This is a genomic window from Ruegeria sp. HKCCD7255 (assembly GCF_013031565.1).
Taxonomy (GTDB): Bacteria; Pseudomonadota; Alphaproteobacteria; order Rhodobacterales; family Rhodobacteraceae; genus Ruegeria.
The window spans coordinates 424,905-446,828 of record NZ_WQAG01000001.1 but is presented as its reverse complement, the minus strand read 5'-3'; the positions used below and the strand labels follow the sequence as shown (position 1 = coordinate 446,828).

At 58.7% G+C, this 21,924-nt stretch carries 21 protein-coding genes and 1 riboswitch; of the genes, 4 read left to right on the top strand and 17 right to left on the bottom strand.

Annotation, left to right across the window (positions count from 1 at the left end; translation table 11 throughout):
- Window positions 1–635: 635 nt before the first annotated feature.
- Genes mutT through GOX45_RS02120 form a run of 3 tightly spaced genes read right to left on the bottom strand, consistent with a single transcriptional unit; the run spans window position 636 to window position 3,111 of the window.
- Entirely contained in the window at window positions 636–1,034 is a 399-nt protein-coding gene (mutT, locus tag GOX45_RS02130; protein WP_171097506.1) for an 8-oxo-dGTP diphosphatase MutT, read from the bottom strand.
- Window positions 1,031–2,257 (bottom strand): bifunctional glutamate N-acetyltransferase/amino-acid acetyltransferase ArgJ, encoded by a 1,227-nt coding sequence (gene argJ, locus GOX45_RS02125; protein ID WP_171097504.1) that lies wholly within the window; start codon window positions 2,255–2,257, stop codon window positions 1,031–1,033. Before argJ ends, mutT begins: the two co-directional genes overlap by 4 nt.
- A gap of 5 nt (window positions 2,258–2,262) precedes the next feature.
- Window positions 2,263–3,111, bottom strand: coding sequence for a peptidylprolyl isomerase (locus GOX45_RS02120; RefSeq protein ID WP_171097502.1), 849 nt, complete (start codon window positions 3,109–3,111; stop codon window positions 2,263–2,265).
- A 176-nt stretch (window positions 3,112–3,287) separates the two neighbouring features.
- On the opposite strand from GOX45_RS02120, the gene secA reads away from it, so the two are divergent.
- The 3 genes from secA (at window position 3,288) to GOX45_RS02105 (ending at window position 8,606) form a co-directional block, all read left to right on the top strand.
- Window positions 3,288–6,005 (top strand): preprotein translocase subunit SecA, encoded by a 2,718-nt coding sequence (secA, locus tag GOX45_RS02115; protein WP_171097500.1) that lies wholly within the window; start codon window positions 3,288–3,290, stop codon window positions 6,003–6,005.
- Window positions 6,006–6,107: 102 nt separating this feature from the next.
- Window positions 6,108–7,025: a hypothetical protein gene (locus GOX45_RS02110; RefSeq protein ID WP_171097498.1), complete on the top strand. Its 918-nt coding sequence runs from the start codon at window positions 6,108–6,110 to the stop codon at window positions 7,023–7,025.
- A gap of 24 nt (window positions 7,026–7,049) precedes the next feature.
- Window positions 7,050–8,606, top strand: coding sequence for a phosphate ABC transporter substrate-binding/OmpA family protein (locus GOX45_RS02105; protein WP_171097496.1), 1,557 nt, complete (start codon window positions 7,050–7,052; stop codon window positions 8,604–8,606).
- Between the two features lie 71 nt (window positions 8,607–8,677).
- On the opposite strand, the gene radC is transcribed toward GOX45_RS02105, so the two are convergent.
- The 13 genes from radC to dnaK all read right to left on the bottom strand — a co-directional run bounded on the left by radC (window position 8,678) and on the right by dnaK (window position 20,283).
- The gene (radC, locus tag GOX45_RS02100; protein ID WP_171097493.1) at window positions 8,678–9,433 is read right to left on the bottom strand and encodes a DNA repair protein RadC; all 756 of its coding nucleotides are present in this window, start codon (window positions 9,431–9,433) and stop codon (window positions 8,678–8,680) included.
- Between the two features lie 35 nt (window positions 9,434–9,468).
- Window positions 9,469–10,203, bottom strand: a complete 735-nt coding sequence (locus GOX45_RS02095) for an ABC transporter permease (protein ID WP_171097491.1) — start codon at window positions 10,201–10,203, stop codon at window positions 9,469–9,471.
- Window positions 10,200–10,928, bottom strand: a complete 729-nt coding sequence (locus tag GOX45_RS02090) for an ATP-binding cassette domain-containing protein (protein WP_171097489.1) — start codon at window positions 10,926–10,928, stop codon at window positions 10,200–10,202. The genes GOX45_RS02095 and GOX45_RS02090 overlap by 4 nt, the downstream gene beginning before the upstream one ends.
- A complete protein-coding gene (gene tenA / locus GOX45_RS02085; protein ID WP_171097486.1) occupies window positions 10,925–11,599 on the bottom strand; it encodes a thiaminase II in 675 nt (224 codons plus the stop codon). The genes GOX45_RS02090 and tenA overlap by 4 nt, the downstream gene beginning before the upstream one ends.
- Window positions 11,596–12,531 (bottom strand): ABC transporter substrate-binding protein, encoded by a 936-nt coding sequence (locus GOX45_RS02080; protein ID WP_171097483.1) that lies wholly within the window; start codon window positions 12,529–12,531, stop codon window positions 11,596–11,598. Before GOX45_RS02080 ends, tenA begins: the two co-directional genes overlap by 4 nt.
- Window positions 12,532–12,551: 20 nt before the next feature.
- Complete coding sequence (locus GOX45_RS02075) at window positions 12,552–13,517, bottom strand: ThiF family adenylyltransferase (protein ID WP_171098127.1); 966 nt, start codon at window positions 13,515–13,517, stop codon at window positions 12,552–12,554.
- A complete protein-coding gene (locus tag GOX45_RS02070) occupies window positions 13,514–14,110 on the bottom strand; it encodes a thiamine phosphate synthase (protein WP_171097481.1) in 597 nt (198 codons plus the stop codon). Before GOX45_RS02070 ends, GOX45_RS02075 begins: the two co-directional genes overlap by 4 nt.
- Window positions 14,107–14,871 (bottom strand): thiazole synthase, encoded by a 765-nt coding sequence (locus tag GOX45_RS02065; protein ID WP_171097479.1) that lies wholly within the window; start codon window positions 14,869–14,871, stop codon window positions 14,107–14,109. The genes GOX45_RS02070 and GOX45_RS02065 overlap by 4 nt, the downstream gene beginning before the upstream one ends.
- 2 nt (window positions 14,872–14,873) lie before the next feature.
- Window positions 14,874–15,068 (bottom strand): sulfur carrier protein ThiS, encoded by a 195-nt coding sequence (gene thiS / locus GOX45_RS02060; protein WP_171097477.1) that lies wholly within the window; start codon window positions 15,066–15,068, stop codon window positions 14,874–14,876.
- A complete protein-coding gene (locus tag GOX45_RS02055; RefSeq protein WP_171097476.1) occupies window positions 15,052–16,029 on the bottom strand; it encodes an FAD-dependent oxidoreductase in 978 nt (325 codons plus the stop codon). The genes thiS and GOX45_RS02055 overlap by 17 nt, the downstream gene beginning before the upstream one ends.
- On the bottom strand, window positions 16,026–16,829 hold the full coding sequence (thiD, locus tag GOX45_RS02050; protein ID WP_171097474.1) for a bifunctional hydroxymethylpyrimidine kinase/phosphomethylpyrimidine kinase: 804 nt from the start codon (window positions 16,827–16,829) through the stop codon (window positions 16,026–16,028). The genes GOX45_RS02055 and thiD overlap by 4 nt, the downstream gene beginning before the upstream one ends.
- A gap of 44 nt (window positions 16,830–16,873) precedes the next feature.
- Window positions 16,874–16,980, bottom strand: a riboswitch (TPP riboswitch).
- A gap of 172 nt (window positions 16,981–17,152) precedes the next feature.
- Window positions 17,153–18,301, bottom strand: coding sequence for a molecular chaperone DnaJ (gene dnaJ / locus GOX45_RS02045; RefSeq protein WP_171097473.1), 1,149 nt, complete (start codon window positions 18,299–18,301; stop codon window positions 17,153–17,155).
- Window positions 18,302–18,375: 74 nt separating this feature from the next.
- On the bottom strand, window positions 18,376–20,283 hold the full coding sequence (dnaK, locus tag GOX45_RS02040) for a molecular chaperone DnaK (RefSeq protein WP_171097471.1): 1,908 nt from the start codon (window positions 20,281–20,283) through the stop codon (window positions 18,376–18,378).
- Between the two features lie 215 nt (window positions 20,284–20,498).
- Here dnaK and GOX45_RS02035 point away from each other — a divergent pair, with 215 nt between their 5' ends.
- Window positions 20,499–21,101 (top strand): alpha-ketoglutarate-dependent dioxygenase AlkB, encoded by a 603-nt coding sequence (locus tag GOX45_RS02035; protein WP_171097470.1) that lies wholly within the window; start codon window positions 20,499–20,501, stop codon window positions 21,099–21,101.
- Here the strand turns inward: GOX45_RS02035 and GOX45_RS02030 are convergent.
- Window positions 21,098–21,919 (bottom strand): ABC transporter permease, encoded by an 822-nt coding sequence (locus GOX45_RS02030; protein ID WP_171097468.1) that lies wholly within the window; start codon window positions 21,917–21,919, stop codon window positions 21,098–21,100. The genes GOX45_RS02035 and GOX45_RS02030 overlap by 4 nt on opposite strands.
- Window positions 21,920–21,924 lie beyond the last annotated feature (5 nt).

Sequence of the window (21,924 nt, the reverse complement as noted above, 5' to 3'; positions counted from 1 at the left end):
ACTCGCGAACACCCCTTTCAACGCCTGCCTCGGCTACAAACTTTTCCCACTGCAAACACGCTGAAACTAAGAAGAAATTCGATTAACCCACAATTCATCCACAAGAAAAACCTACCTTTTTCAATAGCTTATCCACAAGAAATTTGCGAAACTGCGACATTTTTTCTTGATCGACTCACAGCAAATTCATAGCGTTTCTATACCGCAGCCGAAGATCTCGATCAGAGGATGCGGACGCAAAGACCCCGGTTGCTTTCGGGCACTCATGGACGGATCATTGATTTAGCTTTGAGTGTAACGGGTAGCTGGATGCGGATCGGATCGCGTGGGGGTGAAAGCCTCGTGGCGAATGGGTTTGTGTAAGCCGGAAGGTTTCTTACCGTGTGGGTGCATCAGCGCCGTGACGGACGAGACAGAAGGCAGGGTTGAGCGAGGAGAATTTGGTCTTCGGATCGATGCTCCGGTGTCGAATGGTAACGTTCGAACACAAGCTGGGCCTGCTGTCGCCCTCTGGGGGGATGATGAGGTTCAATAGGGCGCCAGAAAGTGCGGGCTTATGTCCAGCTTTCTGGCGCCTTTTTATTTCCGAATAGCAACGCCATAGCTCTGCTAGATCGCGCGCATCTGTCTCAGCACTATAGCCAATCCCGTAAAATCGGTATCAGTGGCACATCCGCTGCGGGCATCGGATAGTTCCGCAGATCATTTGCCCGGACCCATTTCAGGGTCTGACCCTCTTTCGACTGCGGAATGCCCTCCCATTTGCGGCAGGCAAAGAGCGGCATCAGCAGGTGAAAATCGTCATAGCTGTGGCTGGCGAAGGTCAGAGGCGCGAGACAAGAGGTCCAGGTGTTGATGCCCAGCTCTTCCTCAAGCTCTCGGATCAGCGCGGCTTCGGGAGTTTCACCGGGTTCGATTTTGCCACCGGGGAATTCCCAGAGCCCCGCCATGGATTTGTCCTCGGGCCGTTGCGCCAGCAGGACGCGGCCCTCGATGTCGATCAAAGCCACGGCGGATACCAAAACGGTTTTCATGACCGGTAGTCCGCGTTGATCTCGATATAACCATGTGTCAGGTCGCAGGTCCAAACAGTGGATGCTCCGTCACCGATCCCCAAATCGACCGCAATCACCAGATCCTGACCTTTCATATAGGCCGCGGCGTCTTCCTCGCGATAGTCGGGGCTGACCCAGCCTTTTTCGGCGACCAGAATGTCGCCAAACGAGATGCTCAGCAGATCCCGATCCGCGGCGGCCCCCGATTTGCCGATGGCCATAACCACACGGCCCCAGTTCGGGTCTTCACCCGCGATGGCGGTCTTGACCAAAGGCGAGTTGGCGATCGCCAGCCCGTGCACCTTGGCGTCCGAATCCGAGGCGGCTCCGGTCACGCGGATTTCCACAAACTTGGTCGCCCCTTCGCCGTCGCGCACCACCTGCTGTGCGAGATCCAGCATCACCGACTCTAATGCCCGCGCGAAAGCCGGGTCCCCCGTCGCATCGACGCCCGAGGCCCCCGTTGCACAGAGCAGCAGGCTATCCGAGGTCGAGGTATCGCTGTCCACCGTGATGCAATTGAACGTCCGATCCGTCTGCGCGCCCAACATCTCTTGCAGCGCTGATTGTTCGACCATTGCGTCAGTAAAGATATAAACCAGCATCGTCGCCATATCAGGCGCAATCATGCCGGACCCCTTGGCAATCCCCGCGATAGAGACTGTTTTTCCACCAATCTCAACCTGCGCCGAGGCACCTTTGGGAAAGGTGTCGGTGGTCATGATCGCCCGCGCCGCGTCTTCGATGGCGTGACGGCTGAGGCCGGATTTCAACGCCTCAAGCTGCGCGACGATCTTGTCATGAGGCAGCGGCTCGCCGATCACGCCCGTCGACGACGTAAAAACCCGTTCCACCGGAACACCGGTGGCCGTCGCGACCGCTTGCGTCAGTTCGACCACCGACGTCTGGCCATAGTGGCCAGTAAAGGCATTGGCATTGCCCGAGTTCACCAGAATAGCCGCCGGTCCATCGCTGGTTCCGCCGATCTTGTCCTGGCAATCCAGCACGGGGGCTGCGCGGGTGGCCGAGCGAGTAAAGACACCCGCAACCGAAGTGCCCGGATCCAACACCGCCAACATGACATCAGTGCGACCCTGATACCGCACACCCGCCCCGACTGTGGCAAACCGCACGCCATCAATCGCGGGCAGATCGGGAAACCCCGCCGGTGCCAGCGGAGAGACCTTGGTGATATTGGCCACGCGGATTACTCCTGAATCAGGGTCGTCTGACGGATGATCTCGGGGCCGACCCCTTCAAGTTCAGAGCGCTCGATCTGCGCTTGTTCTGTCAGCTCTGCGATTTTGGCCTGAATGGCCTCTTGCTGCAGAGTTTGGGCCAGTTCATTGCGCACCGCGTCCAGCGCAGGCGCTTCGGATTTGCGCTTGTCATTCAGGATCACCAGGTGCCAGCCGAACTGGGTTTGCACCGGTTCCGAGACCTGACCCTTTTCCAACTCGATCACGGCCGCTTCGAACTCGGGCACCATGCGGCCTTTACCGAACCAGCCCAGCGCACCCCCATTCGGGCCCGAAGGGCCGGTCGAATGCTCGCGCGCCATCTCGGCAAAATCGGCGCCATCATCCAGCAGCGCCTTTACCTCTTGGGCCTTTTCTTCGGTCTCAACCAGAATATGGCTGGCATCATATTCGTCTTCACCCTCGAAATTGGCGAATTGAGCGTCATAAGCGGCCTGGATCGCCTCATCCGTGACCTCTGCGGTCGAGATTGCCTCGACCGTTTGCACCGCTTGCAGCGAACGGGCTTCGTTTTCCAACGCCAGCTTGTTGCGGGTGGTCAGGCCTTCTTGTTCCTGACTGAGCAGTTGTTGCTGCACCAATTGTTCGATGATGAAGTCGAACAGCACCGCGTCTTCCAGTTGCTGATACTGCGGCGGCAACACCGCGACGCTGGCAATAACGTGACCCAGTGTGATCTCGTCTCCGTTCACATTTGCCACAACCGTGTCGGCATCCGGGGTGGTCTGCGCCGCCAGCGGCAGGGCGAACACAGCGGCCAGTGCCATCGACGAGAGAAAAGTGAGGCCTTTGGGCATGGAATCATCCTATTTCTTTGCCACGACAGGGCGCGGCGTTGACACTTTAGAACCTGCCGCTTACATCGCTTTGAAGCCTTGGACAGGGCCGCCTTTCACCCCCCGTATCTATGGGTTGCGCGCAAGGGGGGCAAGCCTGTCGAAACCAAGACAAGAACAGATCCGCTGGAGTGAACATGCTGGGACTCGGAACGCTCGCCAAAAAGGTGTTCGGAACACCGAACGACCGCAAGATCAAGGCGACCCGCCCGCTGATCGAAAAGATCAACGCGCTGGAGCCCGAGTTCGAGAAACTGTCCGACGATGGCCTGAAGGAAAAGACCGAAGAGCTGCGCAAACGCGCGCTGGATGGCGAAAGCCTGGATGACCTGCTGCCCGAGGCCTTTGCCAATGTGCGTGAAGGCGCGAAACGGGCGCTGGGTCTGCGCGCCTTTGATGTGCAGTTGATGGGCGGCACCTTCCTGCATCAGGGCAATATCTCGGAAATGAAAACCGGTGAGGGCAAAACCCTTGTCGCAACCTTCCCCGCTTATCTGAACGCGCTGACCGGCAAGGGTGTGCATGTGGTCACGGTGAACGAATACCTGGCCAAGCGCGACTCGGAATGGATGGGCAAGGTGTTCGCCGCTGTGGGCATGACCACCGGAGTGATCTGGTCGGGCCAACCCGATGCCGAGAAGAAGGCCGCTTATTCCTGCGATATCACCTATGCCACCAATAATGAGCTGGGCTTTGACTATCTGCGCGATAACATGAAGGCCAATCTGGATGACGTCTATCAGCTGCACCACAATTTCGCGATCGTGGATGAGGTAGACTCGATCCTGATCGATGAGGCGCGGACTCCGCTGATCATCTCGGGACCGTCCGAGGACCGGTCGGAACTTTATACCAAGATTGACGCTGTGATCCCATCCTTGCAGGACGATCATTTTACGCTGGACGAAAAGACGCGGAACGTGACCTTCACTGACGAAGGCAACGAGTTTCTGGAGCAGCAACTGCACGCCGCCGGCCTGCTGCCGGAAGACCACTCGCTCTATGATCCCGAAAGCACCACAGTGGTGCACCATGTCAATCAGGGCCTGCGCGCGCACAAACTGTTCCAGCGCGAGAAGGACTATATCGTCCGGGATGGCAATGTCGTTCTGATCGACGAATTCACTGGCCGCATGATGCCGGGCCGCCGATTGTCCGAAGGCCTGCACCAAGCGCTTGAGGCCAAGGAAAACGTGCAGATCCAGCCCGAAAACGTGACCATGGCCAGCGTGACGTTCCAGAACTATTTCCGTCTCTATGACAAGCTGAGCGGCATGACAGGGACAGCCCTGACCGAGGCTGAGGAATTCCAGGAGATCTATGGGCTGGGCGTGGTCGAAGTGCCAACCAACAAGCCGATTGCCCGTGACGACCGGGACGATCAGGTCTATCGCACGGCTGCGGAAAAATACAACGCGATGATCGAGCAGACCAAAAAGGCCACCGAAAAAGGCCAGCCGGTTTTGTTGGGCACCACGTCGATTGAGAAATCAGAACTGCTCAGCCAGATGCTGTCCAAAGAAGGCATCGAGCATAACGTTCTGAACGCACGCCAGCACGAGCAAGAAGCACAGATCGTCGCTGACGCGGGTCGTCTGGGCGCGGTGACCATCGCCACCAACATGGCCGGGCGCGGCACCGATATTCAGTTGGGCGGCAATGTCGAGATGAAGGTGCTGCAAGCACTGGCCGAGAACCCCGAAGCAGACCCCAACGAGCTGCGCGCCGCGGAGGAGGCCAAACACGCCGAAGAAAAGCAAAAGGTTCTGGATGCCGGTGGTCTTTACGTGATGGCCTCGGAACGGCATGAAAGCCGCCGGATCGACAATCAGCTGCGCGGTCGCTCGGGCCGTCAGGGCGATCCGGGCAAGACGGTGTTCTACCTCAGCCTCGAAGACGACCTGATGCGCATCTTTGGTTCGGAACGGTTGGACAAGGTGCTGACCACCCTGGGGATGCAAGAGGGCGAAGCGATCATCCACCCCTGGGTGAACAAATCGCTGGAGCGCGCGCAATCCAAGGTCGAAGGTCGTAACTTCGACATGCGCAAAAACGTCCTGAAGTTTGACGATGTGATGAACGATCAGCGTAAGGTGATCTTCAGCCAACGGCGCGAGATCATGTCGTCTGACGATCTATCGGATATCGCGTCTGATATGCGCGAACAGGTTATTGACGACCTGATCGATGAATACATGCCTCCGAAATCCTATGCCGATCAGTGGGATGTCGACGGGCTGCACGGGGCCATCAAGGACAAACTGACCATTGATGCCCCGGTTCAAGAGTGGGCCGCCGAGGAGGGCGTGGACGACGAACAGATCCGCGAACGTCTGGTCAAGGCCGCGAATGAGATGATGGCGCAGAAGGCATCCGCATTCGGGCCCGAAAACATGCGCAACATCGAAAAGCAGGTCCTGCTGCAGACCATCGACAGCAAATGGCGCGAACATCTGCTGACTTTGGAACATCTGCGTTCGGTTGTGGCGTTTCGTGGCTATGCCCAGCGCGATCCGTTGAACGAATACAAGAATGAAAGCTTCCAACTGTTCGAAGGCATGTTGGACAGCCTGCGCGAGACGGTCACGCAACAATTGTCGCGCGTGCGCCCTCTGACCGAGGAAGAACAGGCGCAGATGCTCGCGCAAATGGCCGCGCAACAGGCGCAGGTTCAGAAAACGGTGGATCAGGCAACCGATCAGGCCGAGGCCAAGGCCGAAGCGGCAGCTTCTGGCGATGCCCTGCCCGGGTTTGACGGAAACGACCCGTCAACCTGGGGGAACCCCTCGCGTAATGACCTGTGCCCCTGCGGATCGGGCAAAAAGTTCAAACATTGCCACGGTCGGTTGACGTAACGACAGTTTATCACATGGACACAATGACTCCGTTAGGTGGTCACAGTTCCGCCCTGATTGCTTAACAGAGTACGACTCGCTCCTTCAACTGGGGAGGGTGTTTTGTTTGTCGTAAGAAACTATGTGACCATGGGCGGGACCGTCGCGTGCGCCTTGGCCATTGGCTATTTGATGCAATACGGTCCGGCCGCGCAAAAAAATGCGATGTCAGGCCAGGATGAGGTGATTGTCGCCTCGAATGCGGCTGTCGATCTGACCGGTATCAAGCGCGTTGTGTTGACGGCCTCGACCTCAGCAGCAAACACCAGCTTTTCTGAATCTGGCACCACTGAAAACACCAGCCGTTTTCAACCCAGGGTCGCTCAGAAATGCGCCCTGAGTGCCCGGGCCAAACCAGCTCCTGACGCCACCGCAACGCTTTCCATCAAAGCTCCATGCCACGAAAACGCGACCCTCGAAATTCACCACAATGGTCTGATCTTCAATACCGTAACCAACGAAGAAGGGGCAGCACGCCTGACCGTGCCGGTGATGGCTGAATACGCGATTTTTCTGATCTCGATGGGTGAGGATGGTGGAACCGTCGCAACCACCCATGTTCCCGAGGTTCGAAATTTCGATCGCGTCGCGCTGCAATGGACGGGCGATACCGCTTTGCAGCTTCACGCTTTGGAGTTCGGCGCCAGCTATGGCCAACCCGGCCATGTGTGGGCCAATCCAGAAGCAAGCGGTGCAGGCTCGATGGTCGGTTTGGGGCTGCGCGGATTGTCTGAATCACGAAATGTCGAGGTCTATTCCTTCCCGAAAAGCTCTACCTCTAGCGGCACCATAGAACTGAGCATCGAGGCCGAGGTGACCGCGTCGAACTGTGACAGCGAACTGGCCGTGCAGTCGCTGGAATTGCGTGATGCGCTGCTGACCACCCGTGACCTGTCGCTGACACTTCCGGACTGTTCGCAGGCCGGACAGTTTCTAGTGTTGAATAATCTGCTGCAAGATCTGACAATCGCCGCAAAATAAATCGCAGGCGGGTATCAAACTTTCATGACCTTTTTCCGTATGGCGGCGGCCGCGCTGATCTGGCTGTCCAATTCGGTGATCGTGCAGGCTCAGGACATCACCCTGACATCCCATGATGGCAAGGTCGAAGTCACCGGCAACCTGCTGTCCTATGACGGCGAATTCTACCGGGTCGCCACCCAGTTCGGAGAGCTGACTGTAGACGGCTCGGGCGTGACATGTGAGGGGCTGGCCTGCCCCAACCTGATCGACTTTGTGGCCGAAGTTCGGTTTTCCGGCTCGTCAGTCATGGCGGAAACCGTGTTGCCCGCCCTGATAAAGGGGTTCGCAGATCAAGAAGGGATGACCGCGACCCGCACCCAGCTGGATGACTCAACAATTCAGTTCGAGATGTCAAAGCCAGATCGTAACGCCCCGATGGCACGGTTCAGCTTTCGCACTGGCACAACTGATGATGGCTTCGCCGATCTAATCGCGGACGAGACCGATGTGGTGCTGGCCCTGCGCGCCGTGCGCGACGCCGAAAACGAAGCCGCGCGCGCGGCTAGACTGGGTGATCTGACCCAAACGCGCCGCTCTCGCATCGTTGCACTGGACGCGATGGTGCCGGTTGTTGCCGACGAAAACCCTTTCCGCCAGATCTCATTGGTTGACCTGGCCCGCATCCTGTCGGGCGAAGTACAGAACTGGCTCGATCTGGGCGGACCGGATGCGCCAATTGCGCTGCACGTGCCGGGTGCCGGTACGGGGTTGCGCCAGGTGATCGAAGACCAGCTTCTGAGCCCGGCAAAGCTGCAATTGACCGAAGCAACCATACCCCATGATCAAAATGCTGACCTGATCCGTGCCGTGGCCCGTGATCCGTTTGCCATCGGTATCACCAGCCAGGCCGGAACGGGCGAGACACGCGCGCTGCCCCTTGCAGGTGGGTGCGGTCATGCGCTGGCCGCCACCCGGCAATCGATCAAGACCGAGGACTATCCTCTGACCTCGCCCATGTTCCTGTACCTGCCCGCACGCCGCCTGCCCCGCATCGCGCGACAGTTTCTGGCCTTCTCGCAAAGCCCCGCCGCCCAGGACGTGATCCGGCAAGCGGGTTATGTGGATCAGGCACCCGAGATGCTTGGGGTTAGCGCACAGGGGGATCGCCTGGCCAATGCCATCGCCTCGGGCGGGGCCGAGGTTGGACTGGAAGAGTTACAACGCATGATCGCCGTTATGCGCCCATCCGACCGCCTGTCTCTGTCCTTCCGGTTCGAGCCTGGGTCTTCGCGCCCTGACGCGCAATCGCGGGCCAATATCCTGCAACTGGCCCAAGCGCTGGAGGCCGGAACATTTGAAGGCCGTCAGCTGACCTTTGTCGGGTTCAGCGATGGCAGCGGCGCCGCGTCGGCCAACGCCCGGATCGCGCAACTGCGCGCGCGCACCGTCCGCAACGCAGTGCTTGCCGCCGTTGAAACCGAAATCCCCGAAACGGTCGAACTGCTTGTCGATGGGTTCGGAGAAGCCATGCCCATGGCCTGCGACGACAGCGAATGGGGCCGCAAGGTCAACCGACGGGTCGAGATCTGGGTGCAATAATCCCGAGCTTCTTCTTGTCAAAAATACGGTGGGGGTGAATTGGCCCTTGGGCCAAGAGGGGGCAAAGCCCCCTAAAGATACCCCTGCGCCCGAAAGCTGAGTTCTGTCGATTTCCCAATGATCAGATGATCATGCAACGTCAGCCTCAGCGCCAGACAGGCATCCTGAATCCGGTTGGTCATGTCGATATCCGATTGCGACGGCGTCGGATCGCCAGAGGGATGATTATGCACCAGGATCAGGGCCGAGGCGTTCAGTTCAAGCGCGCGTTTCGCCACCTCGCGCGGGTAAACCGGCACGTGATCCACCGTGCCCTTGGCCTGTTCCTCATCCGCGATCAGAACGTTTTTGCGGTCCAGATAAAACACCCGGAACTGCTCGGTCTCGCGATGGGCCATTGTGGTGTGGCAATAATCCAGAAGCGCATCCCAGCCCGAGATCACATGCCGCTGCATCACGCGCGCGCGGGCCATGCGATGCGCGCAGGCCTCAAGGATTTTCAGATCGGTGATCACGGAATCCCCGACACCCTTGATCTGGCGTAGTCGCTCCTCGGGCGCGGTCAGCACGCGGTTGAAATCCCCAAACGCATCCAACAAAGCCCGCGCCAAAGGCTTCACATCCTGCCGAGGGATCGCGCGGAATAGCACCAATTCCAGCAACTCATAATCCGGGATCGCAGCCGAGCCACCCGCCATGAACCGTTCGCGCAGCCGCTTGCGGTGATCTTTGATGTAGGAGGGTAACCGACCACCGGGCAGCGGCTGCGCCGGCGCTTCGTCTGTGTCAAACAACATGGGGGCTTCGGCGAATGCATCCTGTGTCATGCCCCGACACTGGCCCAGAATCGGTTTCCGAAACGTTAACGCGTCTCACCCGCCATCCGCGCCGTGGCGCGTCGGATAACCATATGCAGAAGGATGGAAAACACGCCCAGTGTCAGCATGGCTGCAAACATCAGATCCGTCTTGGCCCGACCATTGGCCAGTAACATCAGATACCCCAACCCTTTCGAGGACCCGACCCATTCACCAATCACCGCACCAATCGGCGCATAAACAGCGGCCAGACGCAAACCCGAAGCCAGCGACGGCAAGGCCGCCGGAATACGGATATGCCATAGCACCGAGCGTTTGCTGGCCTGCATCGTGCGCGCCAGATCCAGATACCCCGGAGGCGTCCGCATCAGACCGTCAAAAAAGGACGAAGTGATCGGGAAATAGATGATCAAAACCGCCATGGCGACCTTGGACCACAGGCCATAGCCCAGCCACAGTGTCAGCAACGGCGCCAGTGCAAAAACGGGCAGCGCCTGAGTAAAGACCAACATCGGTTGCACCAGCACACGTGCGGCACGGGAAATTGCCAGTTGCAAGGCCGTGATCACACCCAAAAGCGTGCCACAGGCTAAACCGATGATCACTTCGATACCCGTGATCCAGGTATGTTCCGCAATCAGCCACCGGTTCTGCCACCAGGTTTCGGCAACCACGCGGGGCCCGGGCAGGATGAACTTTGGCAACCCGGTCACCCAGACAATGCCTTGCCACAAGGCAAGCGCAAAGACGGTCGCGGCAAGGGCAGACAGGTACTTCACGCCACCCCCTCCCGCAGCAGGCGCAAAAGAGCGCCTTGCGTCTCGAGCGTCTCAAGATCGTCCACATGGCGCGGCGCGGGCGCTTTAGGCGGCGCGCAAGGTGTCAGGCCATCCCGCGTCATTACGGTGATCGACTGACCCAAACGCGCAGCCTCGGCCGGGTCATGCGTGACCAGCAAAACCGTCCGGCCTTGCAACGCCTCGGCTGCCAGATCCTGCATATCCGCACGGGTCCGGGCATCCAGCGCTGAAAAAGGCTCATCCAGCAAAACAAAGGGGCGGTCTTCCATCAAAGTCCGGGCCAGCGCCACACGTTGCCGTTGCCCGCCGGACAGTTCCGCCGGTTTCTTGGCCATATGATCCTGCAACCGCATCCGCTCGATCAACCGATCGCGGCGATCCAGGTCGACCTTTTCGCCCCGCAGTCGCGCGCCCAAAGACACGTTCTGCGCCACTGTCGCCCAAGGCAGCAACAGGTCGTCCTGCGCCATATAGGCCACCCGATCGGCCACCGGTTTCCCATCACTTGCAGTGATCTGGCCTTGGAATGCTGCCCCGGTTTCAAGCCCGGCGATCAAGCGCAGAACAGTGGTTTTGCCAACACCCGATCCGCCCAGCAAACAGGTCCATGCCCCAGACGCAAGCGTCAGGGTCAGCGGCGCGAACAGCGTCGCGCCGTCAATGGTGGCTGTGCCGTTGATGGTCAGATCGGGCGCTTGTGTCACGGGTTCAGGCCCATCTGCCAGAAGTTCACCTCCAGTTCGGTCGCGGTGCGGAAGGTCTGGCACAAGCGGTCCCATCGGGGTGAGGCGTGGAAATCCGCGCCAAGACGCCGTGTTAGAGCCTGATCCAGCAACTCTCCAACCGCCTGACACGCGCCTTGATACTCGTTACCGGCATAGGCGTTGATCCAATCGGCATAAGTATCAGATGTGGCCTCGGCCTTCAGCCGCGCGCCGATCTCACCATAGCCCATCACGCAAGGTGCAAGCGCCGCCAGCAAGTCGAGCAGATCGCCGCTATATCCGGCCTCAAGCACAAAACGGGTATAGGCCAGATTCTCAGCGCGCTCAGCGGACGAGAACAGCTCCTTCTGCGATATACCCGCAGCCTCGCAAACACCAATATGTAGCTGCATCTCTTCGGTGATCAGAGCGTTCACTGTGCCCACAGCCGCCAACATCTCGGAATGCGTTTCCGACTTGACCACCGCCAGCGCCCAGGCGCGCGAGAAATGGATCAGGAACACATAATCCTGACGCAAATAGTGCAGGAACGCCGCGTGCGGCAGCGTTCCATCTTTCAGACCTTCGACAAAAGCGTGATGGGTATAGTCCCGCCACGGCCCCGGTACGGCGTCGCGCATCAAGGCAAAGGCCTTACCATATCCGCTCATTGCGCGGTCACGTCGATGGCGATTTCGCTGACCGGGTTCAGGCTGTCGATCATGCCGCTGTCTTTCAGAAACTGCTCGAACCGGGCATAGCGACCAGCGTCGAACCCTGCCGGACGCAAAGCAAACCGGGGCAGAGTATCCACCCAAGCGCGTGCGTTCAGTTCATCCTGCAATTCGGGCGAGGTTGCTGCAAAGATCTCCCAGCTTTTTTCGGGGTTGTTGACGATGTATTGCGTCGCTTTCTCGGTCGCGGCCAGGAAACGCGCGATCATGTCTGCATCCATCGTGTCGGGATTGGCCACATAGATCAGTTCGTCATAAGACGGGATGCCTTCTTCTTCGATATAGAAACACCGGCCCGCGACACCTTCGATATCCATCTGGTTCAGCTCAAAGTTCCGAAACGCACCGATTACTGCATCCACCTGATTGGCCATCAGGGACGGGGACAGCGAAAAGTTGACGTTGATCAACTCGATCTCATCCAACCCGATATCATGCTGGCTTAGCAAAGTGGTCAGGATCGCCTCTTCCACGCCTGCAACCGAAAACCCGATCTTTTTGCCGCGCAGATCCGCCAGCGATTTGATCGGCCCGTCTTCCAGAACCAGCAGACAGTTCAGCGGTGTCGCGACCAGAGTGCCCACGCGTTTCAGCGGCAGACCTTCATGGATCTGCAAGTGCAATTGCGGCTGATAGGATACCGCCAGATCGGCCTGCCCGGCGGCCACCAGACGCGGCGGAGCCGACGGGTCGGCGGGCGGCACAATCTCAACCTCAAGCCCTTCATCCGCGAAATAGCCGTTTTCCTGCGCCACGATGATGGGGCCATGGTCGGGGTTCACGAACCAGTCCAGCAAAACGGTCATCTTATCCTCGGCCCAGGCTGGCGCGGCGGTGAGCAGGGCAATCGCTGCAATCAGTTTCTTCATATCTTGCGGTTCCTTTTCATTCACGAGGTTGCGGCCGCAACGAGCACAATCTCGCCCGGCCAATCCGGTTGAATTTGTTCAGCAGCACGCCAGGCGCGCAGCCCGGTGGCGCAACAGAGTACCAGCCTTTTGTCCGTGTTAGGCTCTATTTCATGAAGGTTTTCGGGCAGTACGCGCATTGCGTCGGGATGCGCGGGTATCGGCGCTTCTTCGATGCTGCGGAGATCAACGATGTGATCCTGAGCGGTCAACTGCCCGGCTGAGAGAAAGCGGAAGCAGCTGTCTGGCTCAGGTGCGGTGTCAAATCTGAATGACGTGCTGCTCAGGGTCCGACCATCAAACTGAACCATCTGTCCCAGGGGCGATGGATCAATCTGCAGGATCAGGTTCAACGCCATCTGCGCCTGCATCGCACCAATACTAGCCACGACCGGCCCCAAAACGCCCGCTGTCGCGCAGCTGGCGCTGCTGTCCGGCGCGTCCGGGAATAGCGCACGGAGTGACGGCGCCCCGCCGCAAAACCCGCCCACATAACCGGAAAGCCCCAGAACCGATGCCGAGATCAGAGGTTTGTGCAACGCCAGACACGTATCCGAGAGGATATAGCTGGCGGCATAACTGTCTGCGCAATCCAGCACCACATCCGCCTGCGCCACCAACGCCTGCGCGTTTTCAGCGGTCAATACCTGCGCAAGATCTGCGACCTCAATGTCACCGTTCAAGGCACGACAACGCGCGGCAGCTGCTTCGGCTTTGGAACGCCCCTGATCGGCCTCAGAAAACAAGGTCTGGCGATGCAGGTTCGACAGATCAACTGTGTCACCATCGACAATGGTGATCCGCCCGACCCCGGCCCCCGCCAGCAAAGGCAAAGCCGGAGCGGCCAATCCCCCCGCCCCAACGACCAGAACATGGGCCGACGCAAGGCGGGCCTGCCCGTCTGGGCCAACCTCGGACAACAAGAGCTGGCGGGCATAGCGGCTCATCTGGTTGCCTCGATCCATTGACGCACCCGAGCCTCGGGGTCGGCGTTCAAGGTGATGTCCGTGACAACTGAGACGGTATCGGCCCCGGCCTGCAAAACACCCGCGGCACGCTCGACGCTCATCCCACCGATACCCACCAAAGGAATCTCACCCACTCGGGCCTTCCATTCGGTCACACGCGGCAGCCCCTGCTGATGCCATTTCATCTTTTTCAGGATGGTCGGGTAAACAGGCCCCAGCGCCACATAGTCGGGATCCATCGCCAGCACGCGCTCCAGCTCATCATCGTCATGCGTGGAAACACCCAGTTTTAGACCCGCTTTCCGGATGGCTTCCAGATCTGCATCATCCAGGTCTTCCTGCCCCAGATGGATCCAGTCACAGCCGAGGTCAATCGCCATCTGCCAATAGTCATTCACGACAAGGATAGCGCCGTGCTGACGGCAAAGATCACGCGAAAGGGCAATCTGTTCGCGCACCATATCATGCTGTTGATCCTTGACCCGAAGCTGCACCAGCTTGACGCCAAGCGGCAGCATCCGCCGTAGCCAGTCCGAGTGGTCGAAGATCGGATAGAAACGATCCAGCGTCATGACAGGAACGCCTTTCCGATAACAGGGGTCGAGGCTTCGGCCATATCGCGCACCTCGATCGGGTCGGCCTGATGGGCCAGTTGACCGGCCTGGATGGCCTGCATCATGGCTTTGGCCATCAAAACCGGATCGCCCGCGCGCGCTACGGCCGTGTTAAGCAATACGGCGTCATAGCCCAACTCCATAGCCTGCGCCGCGTGGCTGGGCAGGCCGATGCCCGCATCGATCACCAGCGGCACGTCGGGAAACTCGGCCCGCATCGCACGCAGGGCGTATGCGTTGTTTAGACCACGCCCGGACCCAATGGGCGCGCCCCAGGGCATCAACACTTCGCACCCAGCGGCCAATAGACGTTCGCCCACGATCAAATCATCGGTTGTATAGGGAAAGACCTGAAACCCTTCGCCTGTCAGGATGCGCGCGGCCTCAACCAGTTGGAACACATCCGGTTGAAGACTGTCAGTGTGCCCGATCAGCTCCAGCTTGATCCATTTGGTATCAAACACCTCGCGCGCCATCTGCGCGGTGGTCACCGCCTCTTTCACGGTATGACACCCGGCCGTGTTGGGCAGAATCAGGACCCCAAGCTCTTGAATCATCTTCCAAAACGTCTGCCCAGCCCCAGATTCGCGCCGCAATGAAACCGTCGCCACCCCAGCGCCGCTTTCGCGAAAAGCCTGTTCCAAAATCGCAGGGCTGGGATATTGCGCCGTGCCCAGCATCAATGGGTTCGGCAGTTCCGTGCCGTAAAACCTCTTCATCCTCAGCCCCCCTGCATCGGTGCAACAACTTCAACCCTGTCGCCATCAACAAGCTTGAGCGCGATGCGAAGGCTGGAGGGCACGAAGTCTTCATTCACCGCCGTGGCGACACGGCCCGAATATCCGCACTCGTCCAAAAGGTCCGACAGAGTTTCAGCCTGCACCTCGCGCGCTTCGCCGTTAAGCACGATCTTCATCGACCATCTCCGAATGTTTGTTCTCAAGCGCCAAGTCCGCCACACCCTGCGCCAGGGCAGGTGCCAGAAGGTATCCGTGTCGATATAGCCCGTTGGCATAGATCCGACCGCCCCGGCGGCGGATGCGCGGTAGGTTGTCAGGGAAGGCGGGACGCAGATCGACACCGATTTCCAGCACCTCCGCCTCACCAAAACCGGGATTCAACGCATATGCCGCGCTGAGCAATTCCAGCATCGACCGCGCGGTGATCCTGTCGCTATCCTCGGACTCGATCATCGTCGCGCCCAGCATATAAACCCCGTCCCCGCGCGGCACGATATAAAGCGGCATGCGCGGATGCAGCAGGCGGACAGGACGGGTGAGCGTAACCTCCGGGCAGCGGATCACCAGCATCTCGCCCTTTACGCCCCGCAGGTCTGTCAAACTCTCTCGTGCATGCAACCCGCGGCAATCGATAACATTGTCCAACGCCTCGGGCGCGGGAACCTTGTGAAATACGACCCCCTGTTTCTTCAGGGTGTGATAGAGGTCATTCAAGGCGCGGCGCGGATCAAGATGCGCCTCATCCACAAAGAACAGGCCTTTGCCAAAACCATGAAGATCAGGCTCTAATTGGGCGATATCGTCGGTTACAACCTCTTGGAACCCATGCGTGCGGCGCGCGAAACGGCGCAAGTCCGGCAGATCCCGAGCATTGGCTACGACCAGCGTGCCCAAGCGATCCACCTTGGTGCGTGCAGCCCACCACCCCAGCGCCTCTTGGCCCAAGCGCAAGACCGGCTCTTCCGCGTTTTCGAACTCACACCACGGCGCCAACATGCCCCCGGCCCACCAGGAACACCCATGCGGCCCCGGAGGGCCACCGGGGTCAAAAACCTGCACAGTCGCGCCGCGCGCTGCCAGCTCACTGGCCACCGCCAATCCGGCAACGCCTGCCCCTATGACCGACCAAACTGTCACGCAGACCAAACCTTGTGAAAGTGATGCACGGGTCCATGGCCCTGCCCAATCTTCAGATCATCCGCCGCCCGTATCGCCCCTTGTAGATATGCATGCGCCTCAGCAACTGCGACCTCAAGTGAAAGGCCTTTCGCCAGGCCCGCTGCAATCGCCGATGACAGCGTGCATCCGGTGCCATGAGTGTTCTTGGTTGCCTGACGCGGTGCTTTGAATGCACTCAGCGTGCCTGACCCGTCGATCAGCAGATCGTTGCACATGTCTCCTGACCCGTGACCGCCCTTCATGAGAACTGCCTTCGCACCAAGGGCACAGAGCGCGCGGCCCTGCGAAGTCATGTCTTCCAACGTTTGCGCCTCTGGCTGATCCAGCAAGCGTGCCGCTTCTGGCAAATTGGGGGTCAGAACAGTGGCGCGCGGTAGCAGGGCGTCACGCAGAGTCTGAACGGCCTCGCTCGCCAGAAGGGCATCCCCCGATTTGGCGACCATTACCGGATCCAGTACGATTGGCCCCTCAAAGCCCGAAATCGCCTTGGCCACTGTGTGAATGATACCAGGCGTCGCCAACATACCGATCTTGATCGCGCGCACGTCAAGATCATCCAGAACCGCAGCAATCTGGGCTGAGACTACATCGAGCGGGATGCCATGCACTGCGGTCACTGCTTTGGTGTTCTGCGCGGTCACTGCGGTGATCACGCTGGCTCCGTAAACACCCAACGCAGACATGGCTTTCAGATCCGCTTGAATGCCGGCACCACCGCCGCTGTCCGACCCTGCGATTGTCAGCGCAATAGGCGCCATCCGAATGCTCCATCAATTCTGGGGCAACGGGCTTGGAAAACGTCTGTAGTGTTAAGACCGTTCCCTCCGCCGGTATTGCCCGGATCAGGTTCGATGGGTTGATGCGCCAGCACCTCTCAGCCCCTTGACCAGGGCACCCCAACGGTTGGCGCGGAACATCTCAGGCAAGGCAAAAAGAATCAAGAGGTTTTTGCGAGGCTCTGCCTCGCGCTCAGGGATATTTTCAGCCAGATGAAGAACGGATCCAGTCTTCTTCTGTTTGCAAATACCTCGGGGAAGTCGCCCGAAGGGCGGCGGGGGCAGCGCCCCCACCTGAAGGCCGTTCAGCCTTTCATGCCATCCCAGAAGGATTTGACAGACGAGAAAAAGCTTTTGGATTCCGGGTGGTTGTCTTCACCCAGATCATCGAACTCTCGCAGCAGTTCTTTTTGACGGCTGGTCAGGTTCACCGGCGTTTCGACCGCCAACTCGATGAACATTTCACCCGTGCCGCCACCGCGCAGGGCGGGCATACCTTTGCCGCGCAGACGCATTTGGCGACCGGATTGGCTGCCGGCCGGGATCTGGATACGACCGCGCCCGCCATCAATTGTCGGCACTTCAATCGATCCGCCCAGCGCGGCTTTGGCCATGCTGACCGGCACCCGACAATAAAGGTTCACACTGTCACGTTCGAAGAGCTTATGTTCCGTCACTTCGAGGAAGATATAAAGATCGCCCGGAGGGCCACCGCGCATACCAGCCTCGCCCTCGCCAGCCAGACGAATGCGCGTTCCTGTTTCGACACCTGCCGGAATATTCACCGACAAAGCCCGGTCTTTTTCGACCCGACCCGCACCCTGGCAAGATTTGCAGGGGTTCTTGATGATCTGGCCCAGACCGGAACAGGTCGGACAGGTGCGTTCAACCGTGAAAAAGCCCTGTTGCGCACGGACTTTGCCCATGCCCGAACAGGTCGGGCAGGTGGTTGGCTCGGCACCGCCTTCAGCACCCGTGCCCTCACAGGCCGAACACGCAACAGCGGTCGGAACATTGATGGTTTTCTGCAGGCCAGCAAAAGCCTCTTCCAGCGTCACGCGCAGGTTATAGCGCAGGTCCGAGCCGCGCGCCGCGCGACGTCCACCGCCGCCGCCACGCTGTCCGCCCATGAAGTCGCCGAACAGGTCGTCAAACACATCGGAAAACGCGCTCGAGAAGTCACCCTGGCCGAAACCGCCACCCGGGCGACCGCTACCGCCCATACCGTTTTCAAACGCGGCGTGACCAAAGCGGTCATAAGCCGCCTTTTTCTCGGCATCACGCAGAACGTCATAGGCCTCATTGGCCTCTTTGAACTGCGCCTCGGCGTCGGGATTGTCTTTGTTGCGGTCGGGATGCAATTCCTTGGCCTTCTTGCGAAAGCCTTTCTTGATCTCATCCGCCGAAGCGCCCTTGGACACGCCGAGCACGTCGTAATAGTCGCGTTTTGACATCAGTATTTCCTTCTGCCTCAACGTAGATGGGCCGGCCCGATACCCGGACCGGCCCCGATTGGCCCGGTGACCCGTTAGTTACGCTTGTCGTCGTCCAGATCTTCGAACTCGGCATCGACGATATCGTCATCGCCCGGTGCCGCATCCGCTGCCGCAGGTTCGTCTTCGGCCTCTTCCGACTGCGCCTTATAGATCGCTTCACCCAGTTTCATCGCCGCTTCGGTCACGTTCTGGATGCCGGCTTTGATCTTATCGGCATTGTCTGTTTCCAGCTCATCCTTGAGCGCGGCAACAGCCAGTTCGATTGCTTCGACGGTCGACGGATCAACCTTGTCGCCATGATCCTCGATCGATTTCTCGGTCGCGTGGACAAGGCTTTCGGCCTGGTTCTTGGCTTCGACCAGCTCTTTGCGGGCCTTATCTGCCTCGGCATTTTCCTCGGCGTCCTTGACCATCTTTTCGATGTCGTCATCCGACAGACCACCAGAGGCCTGGATCGTGATCTTCTGCTCTTTGCCGGTGCCTTTGTCTTTGGCCGAAACCGAGACAATGCCGTTGGCGTCGATGTCAAAAGTCACCTCGATCTGAGGCATGCCGCGCGGTGCGGGCGGGATTTCTTCCAGGTTGAATTGACCCAGGATCTTGTTGTCCGCAGCCATTTCCCGCTCACCCTGGAACACGCGAATGGTTACGGCGTTCTGGTTGTCTTCGGCGGTCGAGAAGACCTGAGACTTTTTAGTCGGGATCGTGGTGTTGCGGTCGATCAAACGGGTGAACACGCCACCCAGTGTCTCGATGCCCAGAGACAGCGGGGTCACGTCCAGCAGAACCACGTCTTTGACGTCACCTTGCAGAACACCGGCCTGAATGGCGGCGCCCATGGCAACAACCTCATCCGGGTTCACACCCTTGTGCGGCTCTTTGCCGAAGAATTTGGTGACCTCTTCGATCACTTTCGGCATCCGGGTCATACCACCGACCAGAACAACCTCATCCACGTCGCCAGCCGACAGGCCCGCATCTTTCAGAGCAGCCTGGCAGGGTTTCATCGACTTCTTGATCAGATCCGAGACCAGCGATTCCAGTTTGGCACGGGTCAGTTTCATGACCATGTGCAGCGGCTGACCGTTCGAACCCATCGAGATGAACGGCTGGTTGATTTCGGTCTGCGAGGTCGAGCTGAGCTCGATCTTGGCTTTTTCAGCGGCTTCTTTCAGACGCTGCAGGGCCATCTTGTCCTGGCTCAGGTCAACGCCGTGTTCCTTTTTGAACTCATCCGCCAGATAGTTGACGATGCGCATGTCAAAGTCTTCACCGCCCAGGAAGGTGTCACCATTGGTCGACTTAACTTCGAACAGGCCGTCGTCGATTTCCAGGATGGTCACATCGAAAGTACCGCCACCAAGGTCATAGACAGCGATGGTTTGGGTTTCTTCCTTGTCCAGACCATAGGCCAGAGCAGCCGCTGTCGGTTCGTTGATGATCCGCAGCACTTCCAGACCGGCGATTTTACCGGCGTCTTTGGTGGCCTGACGCTGTGCGTCGTTGAAATAGGCCGGAACGGTGATGACCGCCTGCGTGACTTCCTCACCCAAATAGCTCTCGGCGGTTTCCTTCATCTTGCCCAGAGTGAAGGCCGAGATCTGGCTTGGGGAGTACTTTTCGCCGCGGGCTTCTACCCATGCGTCGCCATTGCCGCCATCAACGATGGAATACGGCACCATCTTCTTGTCTTTTTCGACTTCGGCATCATCCACACGACGACCGATCAGACGTTTAACACCAAAGATCGTGTTGTCGGGGTTGGTGACCGCCTGACGTTTTGCAGGCTGACCGACCAGTCGCTCATCTTCGGTGAAGGCGACAATCGAGGGCGTGGTCCGCGCCCCTTCGGCGTTTTCGATGACCTTCGGCTGCGAGCCGTCCATGATCGCAACGCAGGAGTTGGTGGTTCCGAGGTCAATCCCGATTACTTTTCCCATTCTTTCAATCCCTTTCTCTTCAAGGCGATGTCCCGAGGGCCGGACCCATTATGGCATCCTGTCCCCGATCTGAAGTGCGCGACAGCACTACACCATCGCGCGTCTCGGCGTATATAAGGGCGCAAACAGGGGGCTGCAAGCGTTGTAAATCGCTGGTTTTCAGGATTCTGAGCCCTTTTTTGTCAAGGTTTTGGTAAGGATCGGGAAAACCGAATATGACTCAGCTGCTGTTGCGGGGTTTTGACATCCGAAAGGGCTATCTGGATGCGCACGCTCAGACAGCGCTGGTCGAGAGGCTGCGCCCGATTCTTAAGGCCGCGCCTTTGTTCCATCCCACAACGCCTTCCGGCAAACACATGTCGGTTCGCATGACCTCGGCAGGCGCATTGGGATGGGTGTCTGACAAGAGCGGGTACAGATATCAGGATCATCACCCCAAGGGCATGACGTGGCCGTCTATTCCGGACGCTATCCTGAACATTTGGTACGATATCACCAAGGCCGAACGCGCACCGGATTGCTGCCTGATCAACTACTATGGTGAGAACACGCGCATGGGTATGCATCAGGACAAGGACGAGGCCGATTTTTCCTGGCCGGTCCTGTCGATCTCGCTGGGTGACGATGCACTATTTCGGATTGGCAACACGTCGCGCGGCGGAAAGACCGAGTCGATCTGGCTGAGTTCTGGTGATGTCGTTGTGATGGGAGGGCCTGCGCGGCTGACCTATCACGGGATTGACCGGATCCGTTTTGGCTCATCCCGGTTGCTGCCCAAGGGCGGGCGCATCAACCTGACGCTACGCGTGGCGACCTAACGCCTTGCGTCCCAGCTTTTGGATACATGCTGGCGGGTATAGAACTCGGCCAGAAGACCAATCATCAGCAACACAATTCCAACCCAAAGCGCATATTCCCAGCTGGAATTTCGCGGATAGTAGTTTCGGAACACAAAGCCCCGGCACTGGTCGATGGCATGAAACAGCGGGTTCCAAGTGAACAGGCTCAGCATGAAACCGCCCAGCGCGTTGCCAACAAACATCTTGCCCGAGAACAGCATGTTCATACGGCGATAAACTTGGGTGAGAATACTGACTGTCCTTGGAAACCAAGGTGAGAGCGCCAAGAACACCACACCAACCGCACATCCGGTGAACCACGCCAACATCAGCATTGCGAACGCGCCGCCTGGGTTCTGGATATCCACCGGCCCTATAAGAACGACGTAAACAAGCAAAATTACCAAAATTGACACAACCTGCGTGTAAAGCTGACCGAACGCAGCCGCCATAAGGACAACCGAAAAGTTCATTGGTGAATGCAGTGTCAGCGGATTGTTGGCCGTGCCAAGCCCGGCGACCGAGCCCACGGCCTTGATATGGGTCATGAACAAAAAGACGCCCGAGAGCAGAAAAAGAATGAAATCGCCGCGGATTTTTGCGATCCGCGTACCCAGCAGCGACATGATCAGATAAAAAACGGTGACGATCACCAATATCTGGACAATGTTCATCAACACAGCCAGCACGGCATTGGAATGCTGCGACCGTATGTTTCGTACGATCGCATGAAACACCAATTCCATCGTGGTGAAGGCGCCGCCCAGAAGCGATTGGTTTCGCTCAAACTTGAACACTGGTT

Coding starts and splice junctions, on each gene's coding strand:
- mutT (WP_171097506.1), bottom strand. CDS start 1,034: ATGAAAACCGTTTTGGTATCCGCCGTGGCTTTGATCGACATCGAGGGC.
- GOX45_RS02120 (WP_171097502.1), bottom strand. CDS start 3,111: ATGCCCAAAGGCCTCACTTTTCTCTCGTCGATGGCACTGGCCGCTGTG.
- secA (WP_171097500.1), top strand. CDS start 3,288: ATGCTGGGACTCGGAACGCTCGCCAAAAAGGTGTTCGGAACACCGAAC.
- GOX45_RS02105 (WP_171097496.1), top strand. CDS start 7,050: ATGACCTTTTTCCGTATGGCGGCGGCCGCGCTGATCTGGCTGTCCAAT.
- radC (WP_171097493.1), bottom strand. CDS start 9,433: ATGACACAGGATGCATTCGCCGAAGCCCCCATGTTGTTTGACACAGAC.
- tenA (WP_171097486.1), bottom strand. CDS start 11,599: ATGAGCGGATATGGTAAGGCCTTTGCCTTGATGCGCGACGCCGTACCG.
- GOX45_RS02080 (WP_171097483.1), bottom strand. CDS start 12,531: ATGAAGAAACTGATTGCAGCGATTGCCCTGCTCACCGCCGCGCCAGCC.
- GOX45_RS02075 (WP_171098127.1), bottom strand. CDS start 13,517: ATGAGCCGCTATGCCCGCCAGCTCTTGTTGTCCGAGGTTGGCCCAGAC.
- GOX45_RS02070 (WP_171097481.1), bottom strand. CDS start 14,110: ATGACGCTGGATCGTTTCTATCCGATCTTCGACCACTCGGACTGGCTA.
- GOX45_RS02065 (WP_171097479.1), bottom strand. CDS start 14,871: ATGAAGAGGTTTTACGGCACGGAACTGCCGAACCCATTGATGCTGGGC.
- thiS (WP_171097477.1), bottom strand. CDS start 15,068: ATGAAGATCGTGCTTAACGGCGAAGCGCGCGAGGTGCAGGCTGAAACT.
- thiD (WP_171097474.1), bottom strand. CDS start 16,829: ATGGCGCCTATTGCGCTGACAATCGCAGGGTCGGACAGCGGCGGTGGT.
- dnaJ (WP_171097473.1), bottom strand. CDS start 18,301: ATGTCAAAACGCGACTATTACGACGTGCTCGGCGTGTCCAAGGGCGCT.
- dnaK (WP_171097471.1), bottom strand. CDS start 20,283: ATGGGAAAAGTAATCGGGATTGACCTCGGAACCACCAACTCCTGCGTT.
- GOX45_RS02035 (WP_171097470.1), top strand. CDS start 20,499: ATGACTCAGCTGCTGTTGCGGGGTTTTGACATCCGAAAGGGCTATCTG.